The organism is Sphingobacterium sp. (assembly GCF_032065005.1).
Classification (GTDB): Bacteria; Bacteroidota; Bacteroidia; order Sphingobacteriales; family Sphingobacteriaceae; genus Sphingobacterium.
In genome coordinates this window covers 284,171-303,704 of the sequence record NZ_DAMBMM010000003.1, presented here as the reverse complement: position 1 = coordinate 303,704, position 19,534 = coordinate 284,171, and the positions used below count along the sequence as shown (strand labels likewise).

General features: G+C 39.5%; 15 protein-coding genes. 11 read left to right on the top strand and 4 right to left on the bottom strand.

The genetic code is table 11. From position 1 onward, the window contains the following. The first annotated feature begins 251 nt into the window (after positions 1 to 251). The 3 genes from RT138_RS06565 (at position 252) to RT138_RS06555 (ending at position 5,586) form a co-directional block, all read left to right on the top strand. The gene (locus tag RT138_RS06565) at positions 252 to 1,136 is read left to right on the top strand and encodes an ABC transporter ATP-binding protein (protein WP_313190086.1); all 885 of its coding nucleotides are present in this window, start codon (positions 252 to 254) and stop codon (positions 1,134 to 1,136) included. Next, positions 1,129 to 4,776 carry a M1 family aminopeptidase gene (locus RT138_RS06560; protein ID WP_313190085.1) on the top strand — a complete coding sequence of 1,216 codons (3,648 nt, stop codon included), beginning with the start codon at positions 1,129 to 1,131 and terminating at the stop codon, positions 4,774 to 4,776. Before RT138_RS06565 ends, RT138_RS06560 begins: the two co-directional genes overlap by 8 nt. Positions 4,777 to 4,869: 93 nt before the next feature. After that, positions 4,870 to 5,586: an ATP-binding protein gene (locus RT138_RS06555; protein ID WP_313190084.1), complete on the top strand. Its 717-nt coding sequence runs from the start codon at positions 4,870 to 4,872 to the stop codon at positions 5,584 to 5,586. Between the two features lie 16 nt (positions 5,587 to 5,602). On the opposite strand, the gene RT138_RS06550 is transcribed toward RT138_RS06555, so the two are convergent. Together RT138_RS06550 and RT138_RS06545 are read right to left on the bottom strand one after the other, a co-directional pair. Next, positions 5,603 to 6,928 carry a Na+/H+ antiporter NhaC family protein gene (locus RT138_RS06550; RefSeq protein WP_313190083.1) on the bottom strand — a complete coding sequence of 442 codons (1,326 nt, stop codon included), beginning with the start codon at positions 6,926 to 6,928 and terminating at the stop codon, positions 5,603 to 5,605. A gap of 357 nt (positions 6,929 to 7,285) precedes the next feature. Continuing rightward, positions 7,286 to 8,737, bottom strand: coding sequence for an alanine/glycine:cation symporter family protein (locus RT138_RS06545; RefSeq protein ID WP_313190082.1), 1,452 nt, complete (start codon positions 8,735 to 8,737; stop codon positions 7,286 to 7,288). A 223-nt stretch (positions 8,738 to 8,960) separates the two neighbouring features. Between RT138_RS06545 and RT138_RS06540 the strand changes: the two genes are divergently transcribed. Next, positions 8,961 to 9,917, top strand: a complete 957-nt coding sequence (locus tag RT138_RS06540; protein WP_313190081.1) for a hypothetical protein — start codon at positions 8,961 to 8,963, stop codon at positions 9,915 to 9,917. Between the two features lie 50 nt (positions 9,918 to 9,967). Here the strand turns inward: RT138_RS06540 and RT138_RS06535 are convergent, their stop codons facing one another. Next, complete coding sequence (locus tag RT138_RS06535; RefSeq protein ID WP_313190080.1) at positions 9,968 to 10,342, bottom strand: PEGA domain-containing protein; 375 nt, start codon at positions 10,340 to 10,342, stop codon at positions 9,968 to 9,970. A 226-nt stretch (positions 10,343 to 10,568) separates the two neighbouring features. On the opposite strand from RT138_RS06535, the gene RT138_RS06530 reads away from it, so the two are divergent. The 3 genes from RT138_RS06530 to RT138_RS06520 all read left to right on the top strand — a co-directional run bounded on the left by RT138_RS06530 (position 10,569) and on the right by RT138_RS06520 (position 15,171). After that, positions 10,569 to 12,194, top strand: coding sequence for an ATP-binding cassette domain-containing protein (locus RT138_RS06530; RefSeq protein ID WP_313190079.1), 1,626 nt, complete (start codon positions 10,569 to 10,571; stop codon positions 12,192 to 12,194). Between the two features lie 588 nt (positions 12,195 to 12,782). Next, a complete protein-coding gene (locus tag RT138_RS06525) occupies positions 12,783 to 14,516 on the top strand; it encodes a GMC family oxidoreductase (RefSeq protein WP_313190078.1) in 1,734 nt (577 codons plus the stop codon). A 10-nt stretch (positions 14,517 to 14,526) separates the two neighbouring features. Then, positions 14,527 to 15,171, top strand: coding sequence for a gluconate 2-dehydrogenase subunit 3 family protein (locus RT138_RS06520; protein WP_313190077.1), 645 nt, complete (start codon positions 14,527 to 14,529; stop codon positions 15,169 to 15,171). A gap of 50 nt (positions 15,172 to 15,221) precedes the next feature. Here the strand turns inward: RT138_RS06520 and RT138_RS06515 are convergent, their stop codons facing one another. After that, the gene (locus RT138_RS06515) at positions 15,222 to 15,809 is read right to left on the bottom strand and encodes an NUDIX hydrolase (RefSeq protein WP_237235561.1); all 588 of its coding nucleotides are present in this window, start codon (positions 15,807 to 15,809) and stop codon (positions 15,222 to 15,224) included. Between the two features lie 22 nt (positions 15,810 to 15,831). Here RT138_RS06515 and pyrE point away from each other — a divergent pair, with 22 nt between their 5' ends. The 4 genes from pyrE to RT138_RS06495 all read left to right on the top strand — a co-directional run bounded on the left by pyrE (position 15,832) and on the right by RT138_RS06495 (position 19,534). Then, complete coding sequence (gene pyrE / locus RT138_RS06510) at positions 15,832 to 16,479, top strand: orotate phosphoribosyltransferase (RefSeq protein WP_185211873.1); 648 nt, start codon at positions 15,832 to 15,834, stop codon at positions 16,477 to 16,479. Positions 16,480 to 16,482: 3 nt separating this feature from the next. Further along, the gene (locus RT138_RS06505; RefSeq protein WP_185217849.1) at positions 16,483 to 16,881 is read left to right on the top strand and encodes an SRPBCC family protein; all 399 of its coding nucleotides are present in this window, start codon (positions 16,483 to 16,485) and stop codon (positions 16,879 to 16,881) included. A gap of 1,286 nt (positions 16,882 to 18,167) precedes the next feature. After that, on the top strand, positions 18,168 to 18,464 hold the full coding sequence (locus RT138_RS06500) for a hypothetical protein (protein ID WP_093095895.1): 297 nt from the start codon (positions 18,168 to 18,170) through the stop codon (positions 18,462 to 18,464). A 146-nt stretch (positions 18,465 to 18,610) separates the two neighbouring features. Next, positions 18,611 to 19,534, top strand: a complete 924-nt coding sequence (locus RT138_RS06495; protein WP_313190076.1) for a hypothetical protein — start codon at positions 18,611 to 18,613, stop codon at positions 19,532 to 19,534.

Below are 19,534 nucleotides of genomic sequence, written 5' to 3'. Positions count from 1 at the left end.
TAAATAAAACCAAGAAAGCCGACAAGAAATTGTCGGCTTTCTTGGTTTTAGACTAAGAGACATCAGACCTTTGCATCTCGGTACTAGGCATTAATATTCTTACAAAACCATTGGTTTTTGGTCCATTTCCATAGGTCTTATGTCTAACAGTCTTATCCTTAAGAAAAAGTAACAGAAAAAAATATTTTATTTTTTCTGTTACTTTTTTTAACAAATACGTACTAATTAATAGAAACATCAAACAATTATAAATGGAACTTAAGATTACGAATTTAACGAAGACATATAACAACGGTGTTAAAGCACTAGATCATGTTAATTTAGGGATTGGAGCCGGTATGTTTGGGTTATTAGGACCCAATGGAGCCGGTAAATCTTCGCTTATGCGTACCATCGCGACCCTTCAGAGCCCTGATAGCGGGAACATACAATTCGGAGATATAGATGTACTAAAAGACAACAATGCCTTGAGGCGGATCCTCGGTTACCTTCCACAGGAGTTTGGCGTCTATCCCAACCTGTCAGCTGAAGATTTACTGAACTATTTCGCCGAATTGAAAGGTATCAGCAATAAACAGGACCGTAAAAAGATCGTGTCCAACGCCTTAGAAATCACAAATCTGTATGACTTCAGGACCAAAAGCGTAAGCGGTTATTCAGGAGGTATGAAGCAACGTTTTGGTATTGCCCAAATGCTGCTCAACGACCCTAAATTAATCATTGTCGATGAACCTACAGCCGGATTGGACCCAGCAGAAAGACACCGCTTCCTGAATGTCCTGAGAGAGATAGGTGCCCAACATACGGTCATCTTTTCAACCCATATCGTCGATGATGTCCGTGAGCTTTGCCATGAACTCGCCATTATGAATGGGGGTAAGGTCCTTTTTCGTGGGAGTACGCAAGAGGGAACCGATGGCTTAGTTGGAAAGATCTGGAAAAAGAAAATAGATCGCGCTGATTTTGAGAAAGAAAACAGCATCTACAATGTGATCTCTTCCAATTACAACCAAGATAACAGCTTAAATATCCGTGTACATGCTGAGCAACAGCCACATGAATCTTTTAGCCCAGCGAAGCCAATCCTTGAGGATGTATATTTCGTAACCCTAAAGAGTGACAAGGTAAATGTTTAAGACCATCTTTCTCTTCGAGATAAAGCGTTGGTTGAAGCAACCAGTGTTCTATATTTATTGTTTTATCTATTTTGGTCTAGCATTCTTTAGCACTATTACCAGTTTGGGCGCATTTGACTCGGTGACGAGTACGACCTCCACACCCGTTTTCATAAATTCCCCAATCAATATAGCAGGCTTTTTCAATAGTTTTGCCACCCTGATCTACTTCTTGTTGCCGACGATCATCGGTGCCTCCGTTTATCGGGATTATCTGTACAATGTACATACCTTATTGTTTTCCTATCCACTGGAAAAGCTGAATTACCTTTCGGCAAAATTCCTGAGTTCCTTACTGATCGTAACTATTATAGCCGTCATTTGTGCAATAGGCTATTATTCAGGGCAGTTTCTTCCAGGGATTAATACCGAGTTACTAGGTCCCAATGAACCGACTGCCTATATCTATGGGTTTTTGATTACTATTCTTCCCAATTTTATCCTCTTTGGAAGCATTATTTTTGCCTTAGTTACCTTCAGCAGAAATATTTATGTGGGTTTTGTTTTCGTCCTCATTCTGTTCCTGTTGCAAGCCCTTTTTGAGGCCGCAGTTAAAAATGTGGACAACCGCTATCTGGTAGCTTTATTAGACCCATTCGGTTTTGAGCCTATTCTATACTACAGCCGTTATTGGAGTGTCGATGAACAGAACAATAACCTATTGCCGATCTCGGGCGTTTTGATCTACAATAGGTTGATCTGGTTAGGCATTTCTCTATTGTTTTTTGGATTGGTATACTTTAAGTTCAGCTTCTCTCAGCTCGGTATTTCCTTTAAGAAATCCAAAGATTCTGCAAGGATGACTAAAGACAACTTTGGAAGCATCCTAAAAATTGCACTTCCAACAGTTAAAAAAGACTATAGCTTCTTCGCTAATCTGAAGTTGAGCTGGAGCCTTTCCAATACCGATTTTAAATTCCTGATCAAGAACTGGACATTTATCATTCTGCTCAGTATAGCCTTTTTGTTTGTGCTGATTGTGATTTCAGTTTCCGGCGAATTGTTTGGAACCCATACCTATCCGGTAACCTGGCAAGTCCTCATCGCCATGGGAAGCATCTATACCTTCTTTTTGAATATCATGATCTTCCTATTTGCGGGTATGCTGATACAAAGGTCTAGACAGACCAATATGTTCCTTTTGATTGAGGCGACTGCAGTTCCTAACTGGGTGCTATTACTTTCAAAAGCCTTGGCCATGATAAAACTAGTGTACTTGGTCATGTTGGTTTGTTTGATCAATGGTATTGTATATCAAACCTATAAAGGTTTCTATAACTTCGAACTAGGTCACTATGCCTATGAATTGTTCATTCTATATCCTTTAAAATTCCTTTTCCTGATTCTATTTTCCTTATTCATCCATAATTTCTTCAAGAATTATTTTATAGGATTTATCGTTTGCTTGATTTTGTTCTTTGCCATACCGCTATTAACCAAGATTGGAATCGAACAGGCTATATTCAAGCCAGGAGAGGGTGCATCGTTCCGATATTCGGACATGAATGGATATGCCGATATCCGCCATTTTATCTATTATCGAATTTATTGGATCCTTTTTGGACTGGGACTGTTCGGCTTAACCTTGCTGTTCTGGAGACGTGGAATTGTTTCCAATCTAAAAGAGAAAATCAGTCTTTTCTTCAAGCGTTCCAAACCCGCATTGATCATTCCTATGCTGCTCGCTTTTGTTGGCTTCTTTAGCTTGGGCTATGCCATCTATGTAGAAAATAATGTAAAACAGCCACGTTACAGTGTGCTTGAAAGAGAGTTACAGCTAGTCGATTATGAAAAGAAATACAAAAAGTATGAGGATAGGGCTATCCCTAGATTGACTGATGTATATGTTCTGTTAGATTTAGATCCTAAAAACAGAAGTTTCAAGGCGGAAGCATCTTTTACGTATTTAAATAAAACCACCGAGCCTATAGATACCATCTTCATGAATAAAAGCGATGCTAACCTCATCGAAATAATATTCGAAAAGGATGCCAAGTTGTTCTTAAGAGACAGTGTTTTGGCGGTTGATATCTATACCTTAGCTAAACCCTTAAACCCAGGTGATACCTTGCGGATTGACTATAACCTTAAGAATAAGGTGAACGGTTTCTTGTTTGATCGTTCCCCTGTAATGGAAAATGGGACATTCCTGAATAATATGATGTTTCCAACCCTAAGTTATTCTGCTGCTGCGGAGCTATCCGATAATCGGGTCCGTAAGAAATATGGCCTACCTGATAAAAACAGGATGGCGGACCCTAGAGATTCGAGCAAACTAGGAAACAATTATATTTCCAATGATGCAGATTGGATCAATTATGAATCTATTGTGAGCACGAACTTGGATCAGATTGCCATTGCTCCAGGCTATTTGCAAAAAGAATGGAAGAGCGGAGATAAACGGTATTTCCATTATAAAATGAATACGCCAATCTTGAATTTCTATTCATTTATGTCAGCTCGCTATGAAACCAAAAAAGAAAAGCACAATGGAGTGGATTTAGAGATCTATTACCATAAGGGGCATGAGTATAACCTAGATAGGATGATGGCATCCATGAAGAAGTCTTTGGATTATTATGAATCCAATTATGAACCTTATCAATTTGACCAAATGCGTGTCATTGAGTTTCCAGTTGCCATGGGGACCTTTGCGCAGGCTTTTGCTAATACGGTACCATTTTCCGAAGGTATTGGCTTCATTGCCAAAGTGGATGAAGATGATCCAAATGCAGTAGATTATCCATATTCCGTGATAGCCCATGAATTTGCCCATCAGTGGTGGGCCCATCAAGTGATCGGTGCCAATACCCAAGGGACAACCATGATGTCGGAATCGTTAGCAGAATACAGCTCGCTGAAAGTCTTAGAGCATACCTATGGGAAAGAACAGATGTTCAGGTTCCTGAAAGATGCCTTAGACCAATACCTAATGGGCAGGTCTCAAGAAATGATCCGCGAAAACCCATTGATGTTCAATGAAAACCAAGGCTATATCCATTATAACAAAGGTTCATTGGTGATGTATGCGATGAGCGATTATCTGGGAGAGAAGAAGTTCAACGATTTCCTTAAAAGCTATAACAAGAAAGTGAAATTTCAGAACCCACCATATACCACCTCTATTGAGTTTGTAAATATGCTTAGACCTGTGGTTCCCGATTCCTTGCAATATTTGATCAAAGATATGTTTGAAACCGTAACAATCTACGACAATGAGGTCAAGGATGCCAAGGTCAAGAAACTGGCAAACGGAAAATATGAAGTAGATATTAATTTCCAGGTTTCCAAATATAGAACCGATCCATTAGGTAAAAAGAGCTATGAGGATACGAAAGGAACCGCATTAGCCCACAAGAATGGCAAGAAAACAATTCAATCCTTGCCTTTGAAAGATTATGTGGAAGTAGCTGTGTTAGGAGAACCTGTTGAAAAGAATGGGTATAAAGTAGATAATATCCTATACCTGAAAAAAGTAAAGATCGATAAGATCAACAATAATCTTAAGATTACTGTAGATAAAAAGCCTGCAGAGGTTGGAGTCGATCCGAATTACAAGTTATTGGATACCGATTCCGGAAATAACCGAAAAGAGGTTTAATCAATTAGCCGCTCAACTGAATTGAGCGGCTTTTTATTGCCGCAAATATCCATTTAAGCCTTATCTTTACGGTCTAAACAGGAGTGGGAAATTATGAATATTCAGGACCTTATTATTAAGGATAAAGACCTTGTATTGCTTGATGATGTCTTCTTGAGCGAAGAAAACCGTTTAAAGATCGATCAGCTTATCAAAGAGCATCGCTATTTTGAAGAGTTAAATGAGTACGGTCTGCCAGTCAGTAATAAAGTCCTCCTGTTTGGTCATTCCGGTTGCGGGAAAACTACCACCGCCAAGGCCATAGCAAACAGCTTAGGAAAACCACTGATTATCTTGAACCTGAGTAATGTAATCAACTCTAGGATAGGGGAAACCTCTCAAAATGTAAAGCAGGTATTTGATCGCGCAGCACGAGATAAAGCTGTATTGTTTTTAGATGAATTTGATCAATTGGGTAAGGCGAGGGGTGACGATGATAATGATGTTGGGGAAATGCGTCGATTGGTCAATTCCATAATCCAACAGATTGACTATTTACCGGCAGATGTATTGCTGATCTGTGCAACCAATCATGTAAACATTATCGATACTGCCTTGATCAGAAGGTTTCAGATCAGGATTCAATATGAAATGCCCGATCAAACAGCACTTGATGAATATTATGATGCCTTATTGGCGAGATTCCCTGATGAGCTTCATCCAAAATCCAGGCGCTATGGAATATCATTTGCCGAAGCAAAAGATAGCCTATATGCCATCGTAAAATCCAATCTGATCAAGAAATTGGACATGAAAGGCAGGATGTTGTAATAGTATGCTCTAAGGATTATGCCGTCTGAACCTGTGGTTTTTCCTTCCTGAAGATAATGAACAGGAAAGCCACAATACCCATCAAGAATGGATAATATAAATATTGCATCACATCAATCGGAGAAAGCAATGCCCTTCCTTCCTCAGAAAGAACCACATTTGCCGCAGCCATTGCCGCTAGGATCTGTGCTCCATAAGGGACCAGGCCTTGGATAAAACAGGAAATCGTATCCAATATACTGGCTACCCGACTTCCTTCCAGACCGTTTTCATCTGAAATATCCTTTGCAATCGGTCCTACGATGACTATGGTGATCGTGTTATTGGCAATGGCCAGATTGACCAAACTAACCAAAAAAGCGATGCTTAGCTCTGCTCTTTTCTTGGAATTGATGCGTTTGGTTACTGTATTCAATAAATAATCTATCCCCCCATTTAACCTGATGATGCCTACTACACCACCGATGATCAAACAAAGGATACTCAATTCAAACATGCCTGCAAAACCATCATTAATGGATTTTAAAACCGTCAGGAAATCAATGGATCCAGTGCTCAGGCCAATGATTGCAGCACTTAAAATCCCGATCCCTAAGGTCCATATCACATTTAGCCCCGATAGAGCGAGGATAAAGACCAAGACATAGGGAAGGATTTTGATCAGTTCAAAATCCCCTACATTCATATTTGCGCTATCGTGTAGCATTTGGTTACCTTGAAATGCATAGATGATCATGACGATAATAGCAACCGGCAGCACCATCTTAAAATTCACTTTAAATTTCTCCTTCATCCCGACGCCCTGCGTTCTGGTGGCTGCAATGGTGGTATCGGAGATAAAGGAAAGGTTATCTCCAAACATGGAACCTCCGATTACCGCTGCCAAGGCAATAGGCATGATCCCACTGATATTCTCATCCAAGCCGACTGCAATAGGCGCAAGGGCTACAATAGTCCCAACCGAGGTACCTAATGAGGTGGATATAAAACAGGAAACTAAAAACAGACCTGATAGGACATATTGCGCAGGAATATAAGTTAAGGCAAAGTTGATGGTGGAGGAGATGGCACCTATATTTTTGGATACCTCGCCGAATGCTCCAGCCAGTAGGAAAATCAAGATCATGATCAAGATGTTCTCATTTCCGGCCCCTTGGGCAAAATGGGCTAATTTCTCATTAAAAGCTCTTTTAGGAAATTGAAAAAAGGCGACGAAAAGACAAAGTACAAAGACTACTAAGACAGGTAAGGCATAGAAATCACCTAATATAAATGATCCTGCGAAATAAATCACGACAAACAGGATGAGTGGTAACAAGGCCCAAATATTGCCTTTAGTCATAAGCTTAGATTAAATGAAAAAAATTTCCCAAAATTAGCATATTATTCAGACAATCAAACCTTTCATGGATAGAGAATCCCTCAATTAGCTTTATTTGGACATATTTTTAGCCATACAAACTGATTTTCAAAGTCTTGATGCTTTGCTAATAGGAAATAATGTGTAACTTTAGTTACAATCACCAGAATAAACATAAAACAATTGAAATGAAAAGAACCCCATTGACAACTTTAATTCTGTTGTTATTAGTGGCATTCGTTTTAGTGTTTGCTACTACCTGCTTCGGGATTCATTAACAAAAAAGCGAGATTTGATAACGCCATCAAATCTCGCTTTTTTGTTCATTTCAGTATTGTCTTAGTTCTCTTGGTTCTCCCAGAACTCCGCATTTTTTATTCCGATAGCCTTAGGGTCAAAGGAAGGATCTTCGATTCCTTGTTTTCTTTTGCTTTTATAGTCTTTCCAAACCTTCATGGCTGGTTTACTCAGTAATAGGATGGCAATTATGTTGGTCCAGGCCATTAAACCTACGCCTATATCACCGATTGCCCATGCTGTATCAGCTGTTCTGACCGTTCCAAAATAAACCGTACTTAAAAAAACTATCTTAAATACCCAGCCTAGGATTTTTCTCGTTTTCTCGCTTTTTACGAGGTAAGCTACGTTGGTATCTGCATAATAGAAATAAGCCATAATCGTTGTGAATGCAAAGAAGAAGAGCGCAATCGCGACGAAGCCGTTTCCAAATCCAGGGAAATGATGGGATACGGCGGCTTGGGTAAATCCATTATAATCTACATTAGGTAAATTTTCCACGAGCAGTGTGGTCGGTTGGCCTGCAGCATCCACATTTGTTACATTGTACATTCCTGTAAATAAAATCATCAATGCTGTTGCAGTACAAACAAATAAGGTGTCCACATATACAGAAAACGCCTGAACCAATCCTTGTTGAGCAGGATGGGATACATCGGCCGCTGCTGCTGCGTGAGGCGCGGTACCTTGTCCAGCTTCGTTGGAGTAAATTCCGCGCTTAACCCCCCAAGCGATAGCCATACCGATAATACCTCCAAAGGTAGCATCTAAACTAAAAGCACTTTTAAAGATAAGTCCAAATACCTCAGGGATTTGTTGGAAGTTAATTCCAATGATGATCAAGGTCATCAAGATATATCCACCAGCCATAAACGGAACGACGAACTCCGCTACTGAACCCAGACGTTTTACACCTCCGAAAATAATGAGGACCAATAAGCCTACAATAGCAATTCCTGTGTAGGAAGGAGGAATTTGATAAGCGTTGAAAGCTGAAGATGCTATCGCATTACTTTGTACACCGGGAAGCAATAAACCTGCACTTACAATGGTTAGAATAGCAAATATTGCTGCGTACCATTTAACCCCAAGTCCTTTTTCAATATAGAAAGCAGGACCACCCCTAAATTCATTGCCTTCTTTCTGTTTGTACAATTGACCTAAAGTCGCCTCTACGAATGCTGAGGCTGAACCTAAAAAGGCAATGACCCACATCCAGAATACTGCACCAGGGCCACCATAGAATATGGCCGTTGCTACGCCGATGATATTTCCGGTTCCGACACGGCCAGAAATTGCCAAGGCAAAGGCTTGAAAGGAAGAGATACCTTCATCTGATTTCTTCTTGGCGAAGAGTAACCTTAGCATGTCTTTTAAATAAGTAACTTGAAGGAATCCTGTACGGATGGAGAAGTAAAGCCCTGTGCATAAGCACAAATAAATTAAAACTTCACTCCATACTAGATTGGAGATCGAGGAGATAATATTATCCATTAATTTGGTTTAAATAGTTATTAGCCATTAAATATTGTGTAAAGTAAAGGTTTTTTTAGAAAATCTCACAAATTTATTATTTGAAGATTTTCGGAGGAATTCTTCTACAGCACCTGAGGTTAATAGGTTGTCATTTGACGAAAATTTTCAAATTTCCTTGGAATTATCGATTTCAAGCTAGAATATTGTCTAATTATTACACGACTATTATTTGCTTCAAAATATGATGTTAAGGTTAAATTCCATATTCATTCTGTTTTCCGGAATTATTTTCCTGAATTCCTGCGCCTCAGTCAAAAACATTGAAATTAGAGATCTGCTGCACCATAGCAATTGCAATCAGCAAAATGTGTATGAATATGAGGTGGATAGCCTCCCTATTCCTCTCCATGAACAAAAGGTATCCACATTGTTGGCGAATAAATTGACTTTCAGTAGCTTAAATATGGCTAATGCCATAGGCATCCTAAAGACTGTTTCTAAATATGCAGAGCTAAAACAAAATCCTAAACCCGAGGATCTCAGATATAGATTGGAACTATTGGAATTGAAGCAGGCTATCGATCAAAAGATCAATAGCTCTTCACTTGAAATTTCAGCTATTTCTTCAGAAATGGACTGTGAGGAGGAGCGGACCAGCCAAGTGGCTAATTACCTCGAAGGTAAGATCCAGGGAAAAGAGTCCAAACTGACTGTTGCCGCTATCGTAGTCGGTGCATTAGGAGCGATCTTGACCGAAGGGGTGATCAAAGATGAAGGGGCTAGCCATGTCGTTGGTATCTCAACGGGTGTTGCTGAAGCTACCTTTGGTGTGATGATGTTGTTGAACGATGAAAAGACAGATTTCTTCCATAAAAGAAATGCCTTAAGGGATGTCTGGTTTGGAGCAGCAACTTCGAAAAACTTTCCTGCTGCGGTTTGGTATTATTTGAATTACGCCAGTCCAGAAAATGGGATCAAGACCTCACTAAGGGAACAGATCGTACAGAAATGGAGTAGTTTCGGACAAATTACCAAATCATCTGAAAAAGAAATGTTGGAACTCTATTTTGGAGAAGGGGGGGAGTATACAAGCGAACAGTTGGAAAATAGAGCAGATATGTATGATCAATTGGAGTCGAATATCAATTTGATGAAACAGGATTTAAAAGCATTGTCTGCCGAATTGGAAAGACTATAAGAAAATGCCATGTTTTGTTAAACATGGCATTTTATTAAATAATCTAAAAATTATTGATTTGCTGGTTTCAATTCTAGTTCATAGAATTTTGGGTCATATTTCATCATTGCCCCAGTTGCAGCATCGATGGCCCAACCTACCATGCCCAGTAGGTTCAAAATGGAAACTGTATTAAAAGTAGTTTCAGGATTGAACTGGTACTTTTCATAGCCATCCTTGGTTAAGGTAATGACTGGTCCATTCAAACCTTTCTTCAAGGAAACAGTGGCAGGAGTGACACCTCGATCTACCCCGTCCACTTGGATTTTAGCACCACTGGGATAAGATTTGATCAAGACATCTTGCTTGGTTCCCGTAAAAATAGTTCCGCATGAGCTTGTGAATAAAACAATAGATGCTAGGGCAATTAAAAATACTGCTTTCATGTTAAATTAATTAATAATTGTTAAAGTATATCGTATTGACTGCATCGGATTTGAAAGGTTTAAAGGATGTTTATTGAATATTTTCAAAAAAATTAACCTAGCGTTTTGGAATGTTCATGAAACAAAATGAACCCGAGGGAGTTGCATGAAAAGTGAACAAAAGCAAACCTTAAAAAGGCCGTGTTGCAACCTTCCCAAACTCAATAAATAACTGTATCTTTGCGACATGATTAACGTTTCGAATTTATCTCTTCGTTATGGCAAACGTGTCCTATTCGAAGATGTCAACTTAAAGTTCACTCCTGGAAACTGTTACGGTATTATTGGAGCGAATGGTGCCGGAAAATCGACTTTTTTAAAAATTATCTCTGGAGAAGTAGATCCTACTTCTGGATCAGTAGCCTTCACTCCGGGGGAGAGGATGTCTGTATTAAATCAGAACCACTACGCATTTGATGAGTTCTCTGTTATCGAAACGGTAATGATGGGTAACCAAGAGCTATATAAGGTGATGAAAGAAAAGGATGAAATCTACATGAAAGAAGATTTCTCTGATGCTGATGGTGAAAGAGCCGGTGAATTGGAAAGCCTTTTTGCTGAGATGGATGGCTGGAATGCTGAAAGTAATGCAGCGACCCTACTGAGCAACCTTGGAATTAAAGAAGAACTTCACTATAAATTAGTTAAGGAGTTGGATGGTAATGAAAAAGTCCGCGTCCTTTTGGCACAGGCTTTATTTGGTAATCCAGATATCCTAATCCTGGATGAGCCTACCAACGACTTGGATATTAATACCATCGCTTGGTTAGAGGACTTTCTTGCTAGCTATGAAGCGATTGTATTGGTTGTTTCCCACGACCGTCACTTCTTAGATGCGGTCTGTACCCATATCGTCGATATTGACTTTGGTAAGATGACTATCTATTCCGGTAACTATACATTCTGGTACGAGTCCTCGCAATTGGCATTGAAACAACGTGCTGACCAAAACAAGAAAATGGAAGATAAGGTGAAGGAATTACAGGAATTTATCCGTCGATTCTCAGCCAACGCTTCTAAGTCCAAACAAGCGACTTCCCGTAAGAAAGCTTTGGATAAGATCAATATTGAGGATATCAAACCTTCTAACAGAAAGTATCCAGCGATTATGTTCAATATGATGGACAGAGATCCAGGGGATCAAATCCTGACCGTTGAAAACTTAGGCAAGACCGTAAATGGCGAAGTATATTTCAAGAATATCAGCTTTATGGTCAATAAGGGTGATAAGATCGCTGTATTAGCAGAGAATAACTTGATCACTTCTGCATTTTATGATGTTCTTTCTGGACGCGATAAAGATTACGTTGGTGAATTTAAATGGGGTGTAACCATTACTCCTGCAGATATGCCAATCGATAATGCTGAATTCTTCGAAGGCAAAACAGATAACTTGGTAGATTGGTTGAGAGATTATACCACTAAACCTGATGCGGATGAGCAGTTTATCCGTGGATTCTTGGGAAAGATGCTTTTCTCGGGAGAAGAAGTACTTAAGAAGTGTTCTGTGCTTTCTGGAGGTGAAAAAATGCGCTGTATGTTCTCAAGAATGATGCTTCAAGGGGCAAACTTCTTGATTTTCGATGAACCAACCAACCACTTGGACCTGGAATCGATTACCGCATTGAACAACGGTATCAATGATTTCAAAGGATCGGTGTTGTTTACATCACGAGATCACGAGTTGACACAAACTGTTGCTAACCGTATCATTGAACTTACGCCAAATGGCATTATTGATAAGTTGATGACTTATGATGAATACATTAATTCTGAAGCTATAAAAGCTCAAAGAGAAGAAATGTACCGATAGATATTTTTTTTATTTTTTTTTAGGGACTGAAGAAATTCAGTCCCTTTTTATTTGTTGGTCAGGCCTATCTTTAAACCTATTCCCTAAAACTATGTATCTTGCCTTAATAAAGGGGAGCATTCATTAGCCCGCGTGAAAAATTCAATATTTTTCTAGCCTTTTTTTGCCCTGTTTCATCAAACTTTTTAAGGTAGCCAAAATTCTTGCCCCCAAATTATTCTCAAGATTTATTTAGACCTTGTTCGAGACACATTCCGAAAATTCGCAAAATGTTTAAGGTGAATCTGTATTTGTATCGGAGGAATAATGGAACGGTTCCCGAATATGTCTCGAATGAATCCTGAATTAGGTCGGGATAAATTACCCTTTAAAATTCTTGAATTTGTGAACAGAAAACAGCCCATCACCCTTGAATTTTTATGGGTTAAAATATTCATCTATGAAAAATAATGGATCAATACGTATCAAAAATTTTATCCATTGATACTTGGAATAGGCGATAGAATTGCTATATTTAGTGTTGCTAAATAGTATAAGCAAGAATATGCTATCATTTAAACCGAATTTAAATCAAGATCACAAAAGTTTATGAGTGTTTTTCAAATTAAAGAAAACCCTGAGGTTTTTGATGCCATTGTAGTGGGGTCAGGAGCTGGAGGCGGTATGGCTGGATATATTTTGGCAAATGCAGGGCTAAAAGTCCTGATGCTTGAAGCAGGGCCGTTTTTTGATCCTGCAAAGGATGCATTGCAAATGCGCTGGCCATGGGAGTCTCCACGACGTGGGGCAGGTGTCACAAGGCCTTTTGGTGATTTTGATGCGGCTTATGGCGGTTGGCAATTAGAAGGTGAGCCTTATAGCAAAGTGGCAGGAACAGAATTTGAATGGTTCCGTGCAAGGATGTTAGGCGGAAGAACCAATCACTGGGGAAGAATTTCCTTACGTATGGGACCGGATGACTTCCAACCTACGGATGGGCTTACCGATGCTTGGCCGATTACTTATGATGAGGTTAAACCTTATTACGACCGTGTAGACCGTATGATCGGTATTTATGGTACGGTAGAAGGTATACATAATGAACCGGACGGGATCTTTATGAAACCACCTAAGCCTAGATTGAATGAATTGTTCATTCATAAAGGTGCTAAAAAAGCTGGTGTTCCTGTCATTCCTGGTCGTGGTGCGGTTTTAACAGAAGCATCACCAGAAATTAAGGGTAGGGGAACTTGTTTCTATTGTGGGCAATGTGGTCGATCATGTAAGGTATACGGGGATTTCTCCTCTTCTTCATGTTTGGTTATCCCTGCGATGAAGACCGGGAATTTGAAAGTGATCGACAATGCCATGGTTCGTGAGGTATTGACGAATGATGAAGGATTGGCAATAGGAGTATCATACGTGAACACTACAGACCTTCAGGAGTATTCCGTAAAAGGTAAGAAAGTGATCCTAGGTGCAAGTGCCTGTGAAAGTGCCAGACTATTGTTGAATTCAAAATCAAAGGCACATCCAGGTGGAATTGGAAACAGCAGTGGACTTGTTGGGAAATATTTACATGACTCAACGGGAGCAAGCTTAGGCGGATTTATCCCTGAACTTTTGGATAGAAAACGCTATAATGAAGATGGTACCGGAAGTGTGCATATCTATTCTCCATGGTGGGAAGACAATAAGAAATTGAATTTCCCTAGAGGTTACCATATTGAGTATGGTGGCGGTTTACATATGCCATCTTACGGATTTATGAACTGGGTACCTAATGTAAACGGAATGGTTCCTGGGGCAGATGGTGCTAAAAAAGAAATGGGGGGTTATGGCGCTGGGCTGAAAAACGATTATCGTCGTTTCTACGGAGCAAATGTGGGAATGGCAGGTCGTGGAACAGCTTTGGCCAGGAAAGACAACTATTGTGAAATTGATCCTAGCAAGGTCGATAAATTTGGTATTCCAGTATTACGCTTCCATTATAAATGGGCCAATGAGGAAATCGCACAGGCGAAGCATATGCAAGATACTTTCCAATCGATCATGCATGAGATGGGAGCAATCATTACCTCCAATATACCTGGTGCGGATACCTTATATGGTCTAGAGGCTCCAGGAAAGATCATCCATGAAGGCGGAACAACCAGAATGGGGAATGATCCTAAGTCTTCTGTGTTGAATAAATGGGGACAGGCGCACGACTGTAAGAATGTTTATGTGGTGGATGCCGGTCCATTTGTGCAGCAGGGCGATAAAAACTTGACTTGGACCATCTTGGCCTTGTCCATGCGTACAGCAGAATATATTTTAGAAGAAAACAAAAAATTAGCATAACCCAAAAGCGATGAATAGAAGAGATTCACTTAAAGCCTTAGGGCTACTTGCAGCAGGATCTGGTGTATTGGCCGCATCCTGTAAAGATGATAAAAGCTCTGGGCAAGCAGGAAAAGCTGCAGCGGGCAGTTCGGAAAAATTACCAGGGGTACAGGAATTTGAATATAAGCGTACCGAAGCCTTAATGGCCGAGAAGTTCTTTTCGGATCATGAAATGGCGACCATCACGGTATTGGCGGATATCATTATTCCAAAAGATGATGTTTCAGGTAGTGCTTCAGAGGCAGGCGTACCGGCATTTATCGAGTTTATGTCCAAGGATATCCCTAGCTATCAAACTCCTTTACGTGGAGGCTTGAAATGGCTTGATGTACAATGTCAAAAAACCTATGGAAATGCATTTGTAAAATGTAAGAAGGAACAGCAGATTGCGATGGTTGATGAAATTGCTTACCCGCAAAAAGCAAAACCAGAAATGGCCCAAGGAGTAGCCTTCTTTTCCTTGATGCGTGACCTGACTTCAACGGGATTCTTTACCAGTGAAATGGGCGTGAAGGACATAGGATACGTAGGTAATAAACCGGGGGTTTGGAATGGTGTACCTGCAGATGTCTTGAAACAATATGGGTTCGATCCAGAAAAGTTTTTTGGATAGGAAAAGCAATAAAAATTGGAAAGGGAGCTGAATTTCAGCTCCCTTTCTGTTTATTTTTTGATGGTTTCCACGATTTCCAAGATCAAAGGGTAGGTGTTTTCCTTTACCTTTTTCAGTTCAGATGATTTTAACCATTCCGCTTGATCAATATCTTCTTCGAGTTGCGGCGTCAGTTTAGGGATTTTGTTAACGCCCATTTGGTACCATTTAGTCTGTTTCAGCACAAATTTATTGCGCATATAATAGGTATGGTAGGTTGTTGCTACCTTTTTGCCTAGGTAATCGACTTCAATTCCGCACTCTTCTTCGACTTCCCTGAGGGCGGCATCTTTCATTTTTTCACCTTCTTCGACCTTACCTTTAGGCAAGTCCCACTTTCCAAGGCGATGTATAAATAGGTATTCACCATTACCATTTGTCACTAATCCACCGGCAGCTTTAACGATACGGGTTGTAGATAAAATCTTTTTAAAAACTTTTCTGATATTAGGGTGTATGTATAGGTACACAGATTTATCTGTGCTGTGAGCGGAGTCGTTGAAAAGTTTTTCCAGATCAATGTCTTGTAAACCAATTGTTTGAACGTTTTCTTTAATATGAGGGGTAAAATCTGCCAAAATTAACAGAGATTGGTTCATATAAATTTTATAAATTTGTGCCATGAATTATTTAAATGAGGTTGAACAAAAAGTTGCTGAATCCTTATTGCAAATTAAAGCAATAAAATTACAACCTAAAAACCCTTTTACTTGGGCGTCTGGATGGAAGTCACCAATTTATTGTGATAATCGTGTTGCGTTATCGCATCCAGCTATCCGTACATACATCCGTCAAAAGTTGTCACAATTGATTCAAGAGGAGTTTGGATCGGTTGATATGATATCGGGAGTAGCGACTGCAGGGATCCCTCAAGGAGTATTGGTTGCGCAAGATTTAGGCTTACCTTTTTCATATGTACGCAGCAGTGCAAAGGATCATGGTCGTCAGAACCTGATTGAGGGTGAAGTTATCAGTGGTCAGCGTGTTGTTGTCATTGAGGATTTGGTATCTACTGGAAAAAGCAGTTTGCAAGCCGTGAAAGCATTGCGTGATGCAGGATGTAACGTTGTGGGATTGGTTTCAATCTTTACTTACGGACTAGAAGTTGCACGCAAAAACTTTGAAGAGGCAAAATGTACTTTCCACAGTTTGTGTAACTACGATGCCCTAATTCATGTTGCCGCTTCTAACAGCTATATCTTGGAATCGGATATTGAACTTTTGGAGAAATGGAAAATTGATCCAGCAAACTGGAACCCAGAATTATAAACTATGACAATTATTCAAAACACTGTTGAAATCAATAAACCCGTTTCTGAGGTTTATAATTTTCTTTCGGATATGAACAACCACGAGCAGTTGATGCCAGAAAACATTGTTAACTGGAGCTCAACAGCCGATGAAGCAAGATTTACCATCAAGAATATGGCTAAATTGTCCCTACGTATCAGCGAAAGATTAGAAAACAAAGAATTGGTAAGTGTGCCGATTGAAGAAGCACCATTTCCTTTGACATTACGTTGGAAATTGGAACCCTCTTCCGATAACAGCACCAGTGCCACATTTGTGATCGAAGCAGGTTTGAATATGATGATGAAAATGATGGCTTCTGGACCATTACAGAAATTAGTTGATTTTCAGGTTGATAAATTGAAGTCGGTATTGGGATAGACATATCCTGAAGATATGAAATAGGGAAGAGCAATGAGAATTGCTCTTTTTTTTGTGGGAGGGTTGGTTTTGAACCAGGATTGGGATCGACTTCGCTCACCCAACGAGGATGAGAGGATAGACCAAGATTATAACGATTCCTAGCTTCCATTTATCAAGTTTCGTAGACTGTATCGCATAGGTCCGCCACATACCTTTCTGTAATTATTTACACGTTAGGATGAATAAATCCTTTTTATTTCAATAAAATTATTAATGGCTTCCTCGTTGTATTGTAACCAATGACATAATTGAAGTTTGTCTAAAGCCCCCAAAGGGGGGACATCTTTGTAGAAAATCGGATTGTTAATCGGATAACCCACAGTGTGGGTGAAATATTTTTCTGAAAATCCCCTTTAAGGGCATAAAATAAGTAATAATAGTTGCCTCATCTTGCGATTCGGCATGACATCAAATCTAAAAAATCAAAAATAGATTCTTCGCTGTGTTCTGAATCCCTTTTGGGTCCTTTTCCAATTCTCTACGAATAGTGAAGAATCTGTACGGTTCTCCTCTCCACGACCTTGTCATCCTTTACCGAAGGTAAAGGACCTGTACGCCAATGCAATCATAAACAAATTGGGTATGTAAAAACCCGAGATCCTTCCTCCGTTACAATGACAAGTTTGATAAACCTGTGTTTCTAGGTATTTAAACCTATATTTATTTTCCAGACGAATATTTTTTATCCGCGATACATCCCCAGAGGGGATGAATTATTTTAGCGTGAATGGTATTAAACAATATAGGGCTAATGCAAAAACGATGTTCGATTAATCGAACATCGTTTTTGCGCGACTTTCAGGCTAACGTGCCATGCCAGCTAAAATAATGGAACCCCAAAGGGGGGTATATTACTAAAATTAAAGAAAACATTTTTTTGCCTTTCTCTTTGCTGTCATCTCCTTCCGATAAATTTAGTTCAAATTTTTACTTCTCAGGGTGACAGCCTTTCAGTTGTAATCTTGGTCCTTCCTCTCATCCTTTACCCTGAGCGGCGTCGAAGGGAATCCTGGTTTAAACCAATTCTCGCCCTATTCTCCAATCCTATTTGACCGTTTAGAGCCGAGCCTCAATCCCAATTCAAATCCCCCAAAATAAAACCTCAATTATATTATTATGATAGAATCTTTCCTTATATTTGGGACATATTTGCTAAAGACAATAGCCCAGATTTGAAACTCTTGTTTACATATATCCTTTTGCTGAGCTTGACGCTGCAATCTTTTTATCGCAGTATCATGACTATGGAGTATGAGATTCATCTTCCGGACTACATTGCCAACTGTATCAACAAGAGTCGCCCAGATTTACATTGTAATGGTCAGTGTGTGTTGATGCAAAAAATCAGAGACAAAGAGAAAAAGGAATCCAAAAAGAATTTCGTGGTTTATGAATATAGCTCGCATTATGTTCATAAAGAATTCAGTACATTGATTAAACCTATTACGGTTGAAGAGCCTGTTGAAAAGCCTCTTCCAATTTACATCTCTGAATATAGATTCGAATTCAGCAATCCGCTTTTCCGTCCCCCAATTGCTTAATCTTAGCAGTAGGACAGCCCTTTATTGAATTTTATTGAAATTGATGCTCAAGCACATGATGTGTTTGTTGGTCTTTGTGCAATTTTTCTAAACTTTCTTCTTACTGCCCTTCATTTCATTTTTAAAACAGCAATACCTATTTAATAATGCAGAAAATAATAATGATTATTTCACTGTGCCTATTATTCATATCCTGTACAAAAGAAAAAACAGATTATGAAGCTGAAATTGGTACAGAACAACCAGAAAAATTGGAATTTAAGGAAGCCTATTCCTTTGAAAAAAACGACTATAAAGTAAGTGTAGAGGCTTTGAATGGTACTTTGACCAAAGGCTATAATGAGCTACGGATCAAGGTCTTCAACAAACAAAGCAATGCAGAGGTCAATTCAGCATCACTTGGCTTTTTGCCCATTATGACAGGGATAGAGGGTAAACAAGTGTCATGCCCTCATCGCTATCAATTGACATATAATTCAGCGGAGAAGTTCTATGCTGCCTACGCAGTATTTACAGAACTGAGCAGTAGTGAAAATAAATGGGACCTGTATATAAAGATGAAAGTTGGAACGCAAGAATTGCAGATCAAGGAACCGATTACAGTAAAAGAGCAGACCAATAAAAACCTGAACATGGTTTCCTTCTTTGGAAATGACAGTGAACAATATTTTATTGCACTATTGGGGCCTCGGTCCCCAAAAGTAGCTGAAAATAACTTGCTGGCAGCTGTTTACAAATACAATAAACCTTTGACTCCCTCAAAGACAGAGTTTCCAGATCCAAGTCAGTTCAATTATTCAGAAGTCAAAGGCTTCACCCTGAAATTGGATCCAAGGATGCCTGAACCTTCCATGGGTAACCATTCCTCGCCAAATAATAAAGATTTAGTTCAAGGGGAAGACGGCTTTTATCATGGCGTGGTAAACTATACCATGACTGGAAATTGGACCTTGAATTTCATATTCATCAACCAAAATGGAAAGATCCTTAAGGGAACTGAGGTGCCCAAGGATTTTACACCGGGTGTGGAAGGTAAAAAAAGTGAACTGTTCATTGATATTTTATTCTAA

Bases quoted from the DNA above. Each gene is read 5' to 3' on its own strand.
- RT138_RS06525 (WP_313190078.1), top strand. From the start codon at position 12,783: ATGAGTGTTTTTCAAATTAAAGAAAACCCTGAGGTTTTTGATGCCATT.
- RT138_RS06505 (WP_185217849.1), top strand. From the start codon at position 16,483: ATGACAATTATTCAAAACACTGTTGAAATCAATAAACCCGTTTCTGAG.
- RT138_RS06550 (WP_313190083.1), bottom strand. From the start codon at position 6,928: ATGACTAAAGGCAATATTTGGGCCTTGTTACCACTCATCCTGTTTGTC.
- RT138_RS06560 (WP_313190085.1), top strand. From the start codon at position 1,129: ATGTTTAAGACCATCTTTCTCTTCGAGATAAAGCGTTGGTTGAAGCAA.
- RT138_RS06540 (WP_313190081.1), top strand. From the start codon at position 8,961: ATGATGTTAAGGTTAAATTCCATATTCATTCTGTTTTCCGGAATTATT.
- RT138_RS06520 (WP_313190077.1), top strand. From the start codon at position 14,527: ATGAATAGAAGAGATTCACTTAAAGCCTTAGGGCTACTTGCAGCAGGA.
- RT138_RS06495 (WP_313190076.1), top strand. From the start codon at position 18,611: ATGCAGAAAATAATAATGATTATTTCACTGTGCCTATTATTCATATCC.
- RT138_RS06535 (WP_313190080.1), bottom strand. From the start codon at position 10,342: ATGAAAGCAGTATTTTTAATTGCCCTAGCATCTATTGTTTTATTCACA.
- RT138_RS06565 (WP_313190086.1), top strand. From the start codon at position 252: ATGGAACTTAAGATTACGAATTTAACGAAGACATATAACAACGGTGTT.
- RT138_RS06530 (WP_313190079.1), top strand. From the start codon at position 10,569: ATGATTAACGTTTCGAATTTATCTCTTCGTTATGGCAAACGTGTCCTA.
- RT138_RS06500 (WP_093095895.1), top strand. From the start codon at position 18,168: ATGGAGTATGAGATTCATCTTCCGGACTACATTGCCAACTGTATCAAC.
- RT138_RS06545 (WP_313190082.1), bottom strand. From the start codon at position 8,737: ATGGATAATATTATCTCCTCGATCTCCAATCTAGTATGGAGTGAAGTT.
- RT138_RS06555 (WP_313190084.1), top strand. From the start codon at position 4,870: ATGAATATTCAGGACCTTATTATTAAGGATAAAGACCTTGTATTGCTT.
- pyrE (WP_185211873.1), top strand. From the start codon at position 15,832: ATGAATTATTTAAATGAGGTTGAACAAAAAGTTGCTGAATCCTTATTG.
- RT138_RS06515 (WP_237235561.1), bottom strand. From the start codon at position 15,809: ATGAACCAATCTCTGTTAATTTTGGCAGATTTTACCCCTCATATTAAA.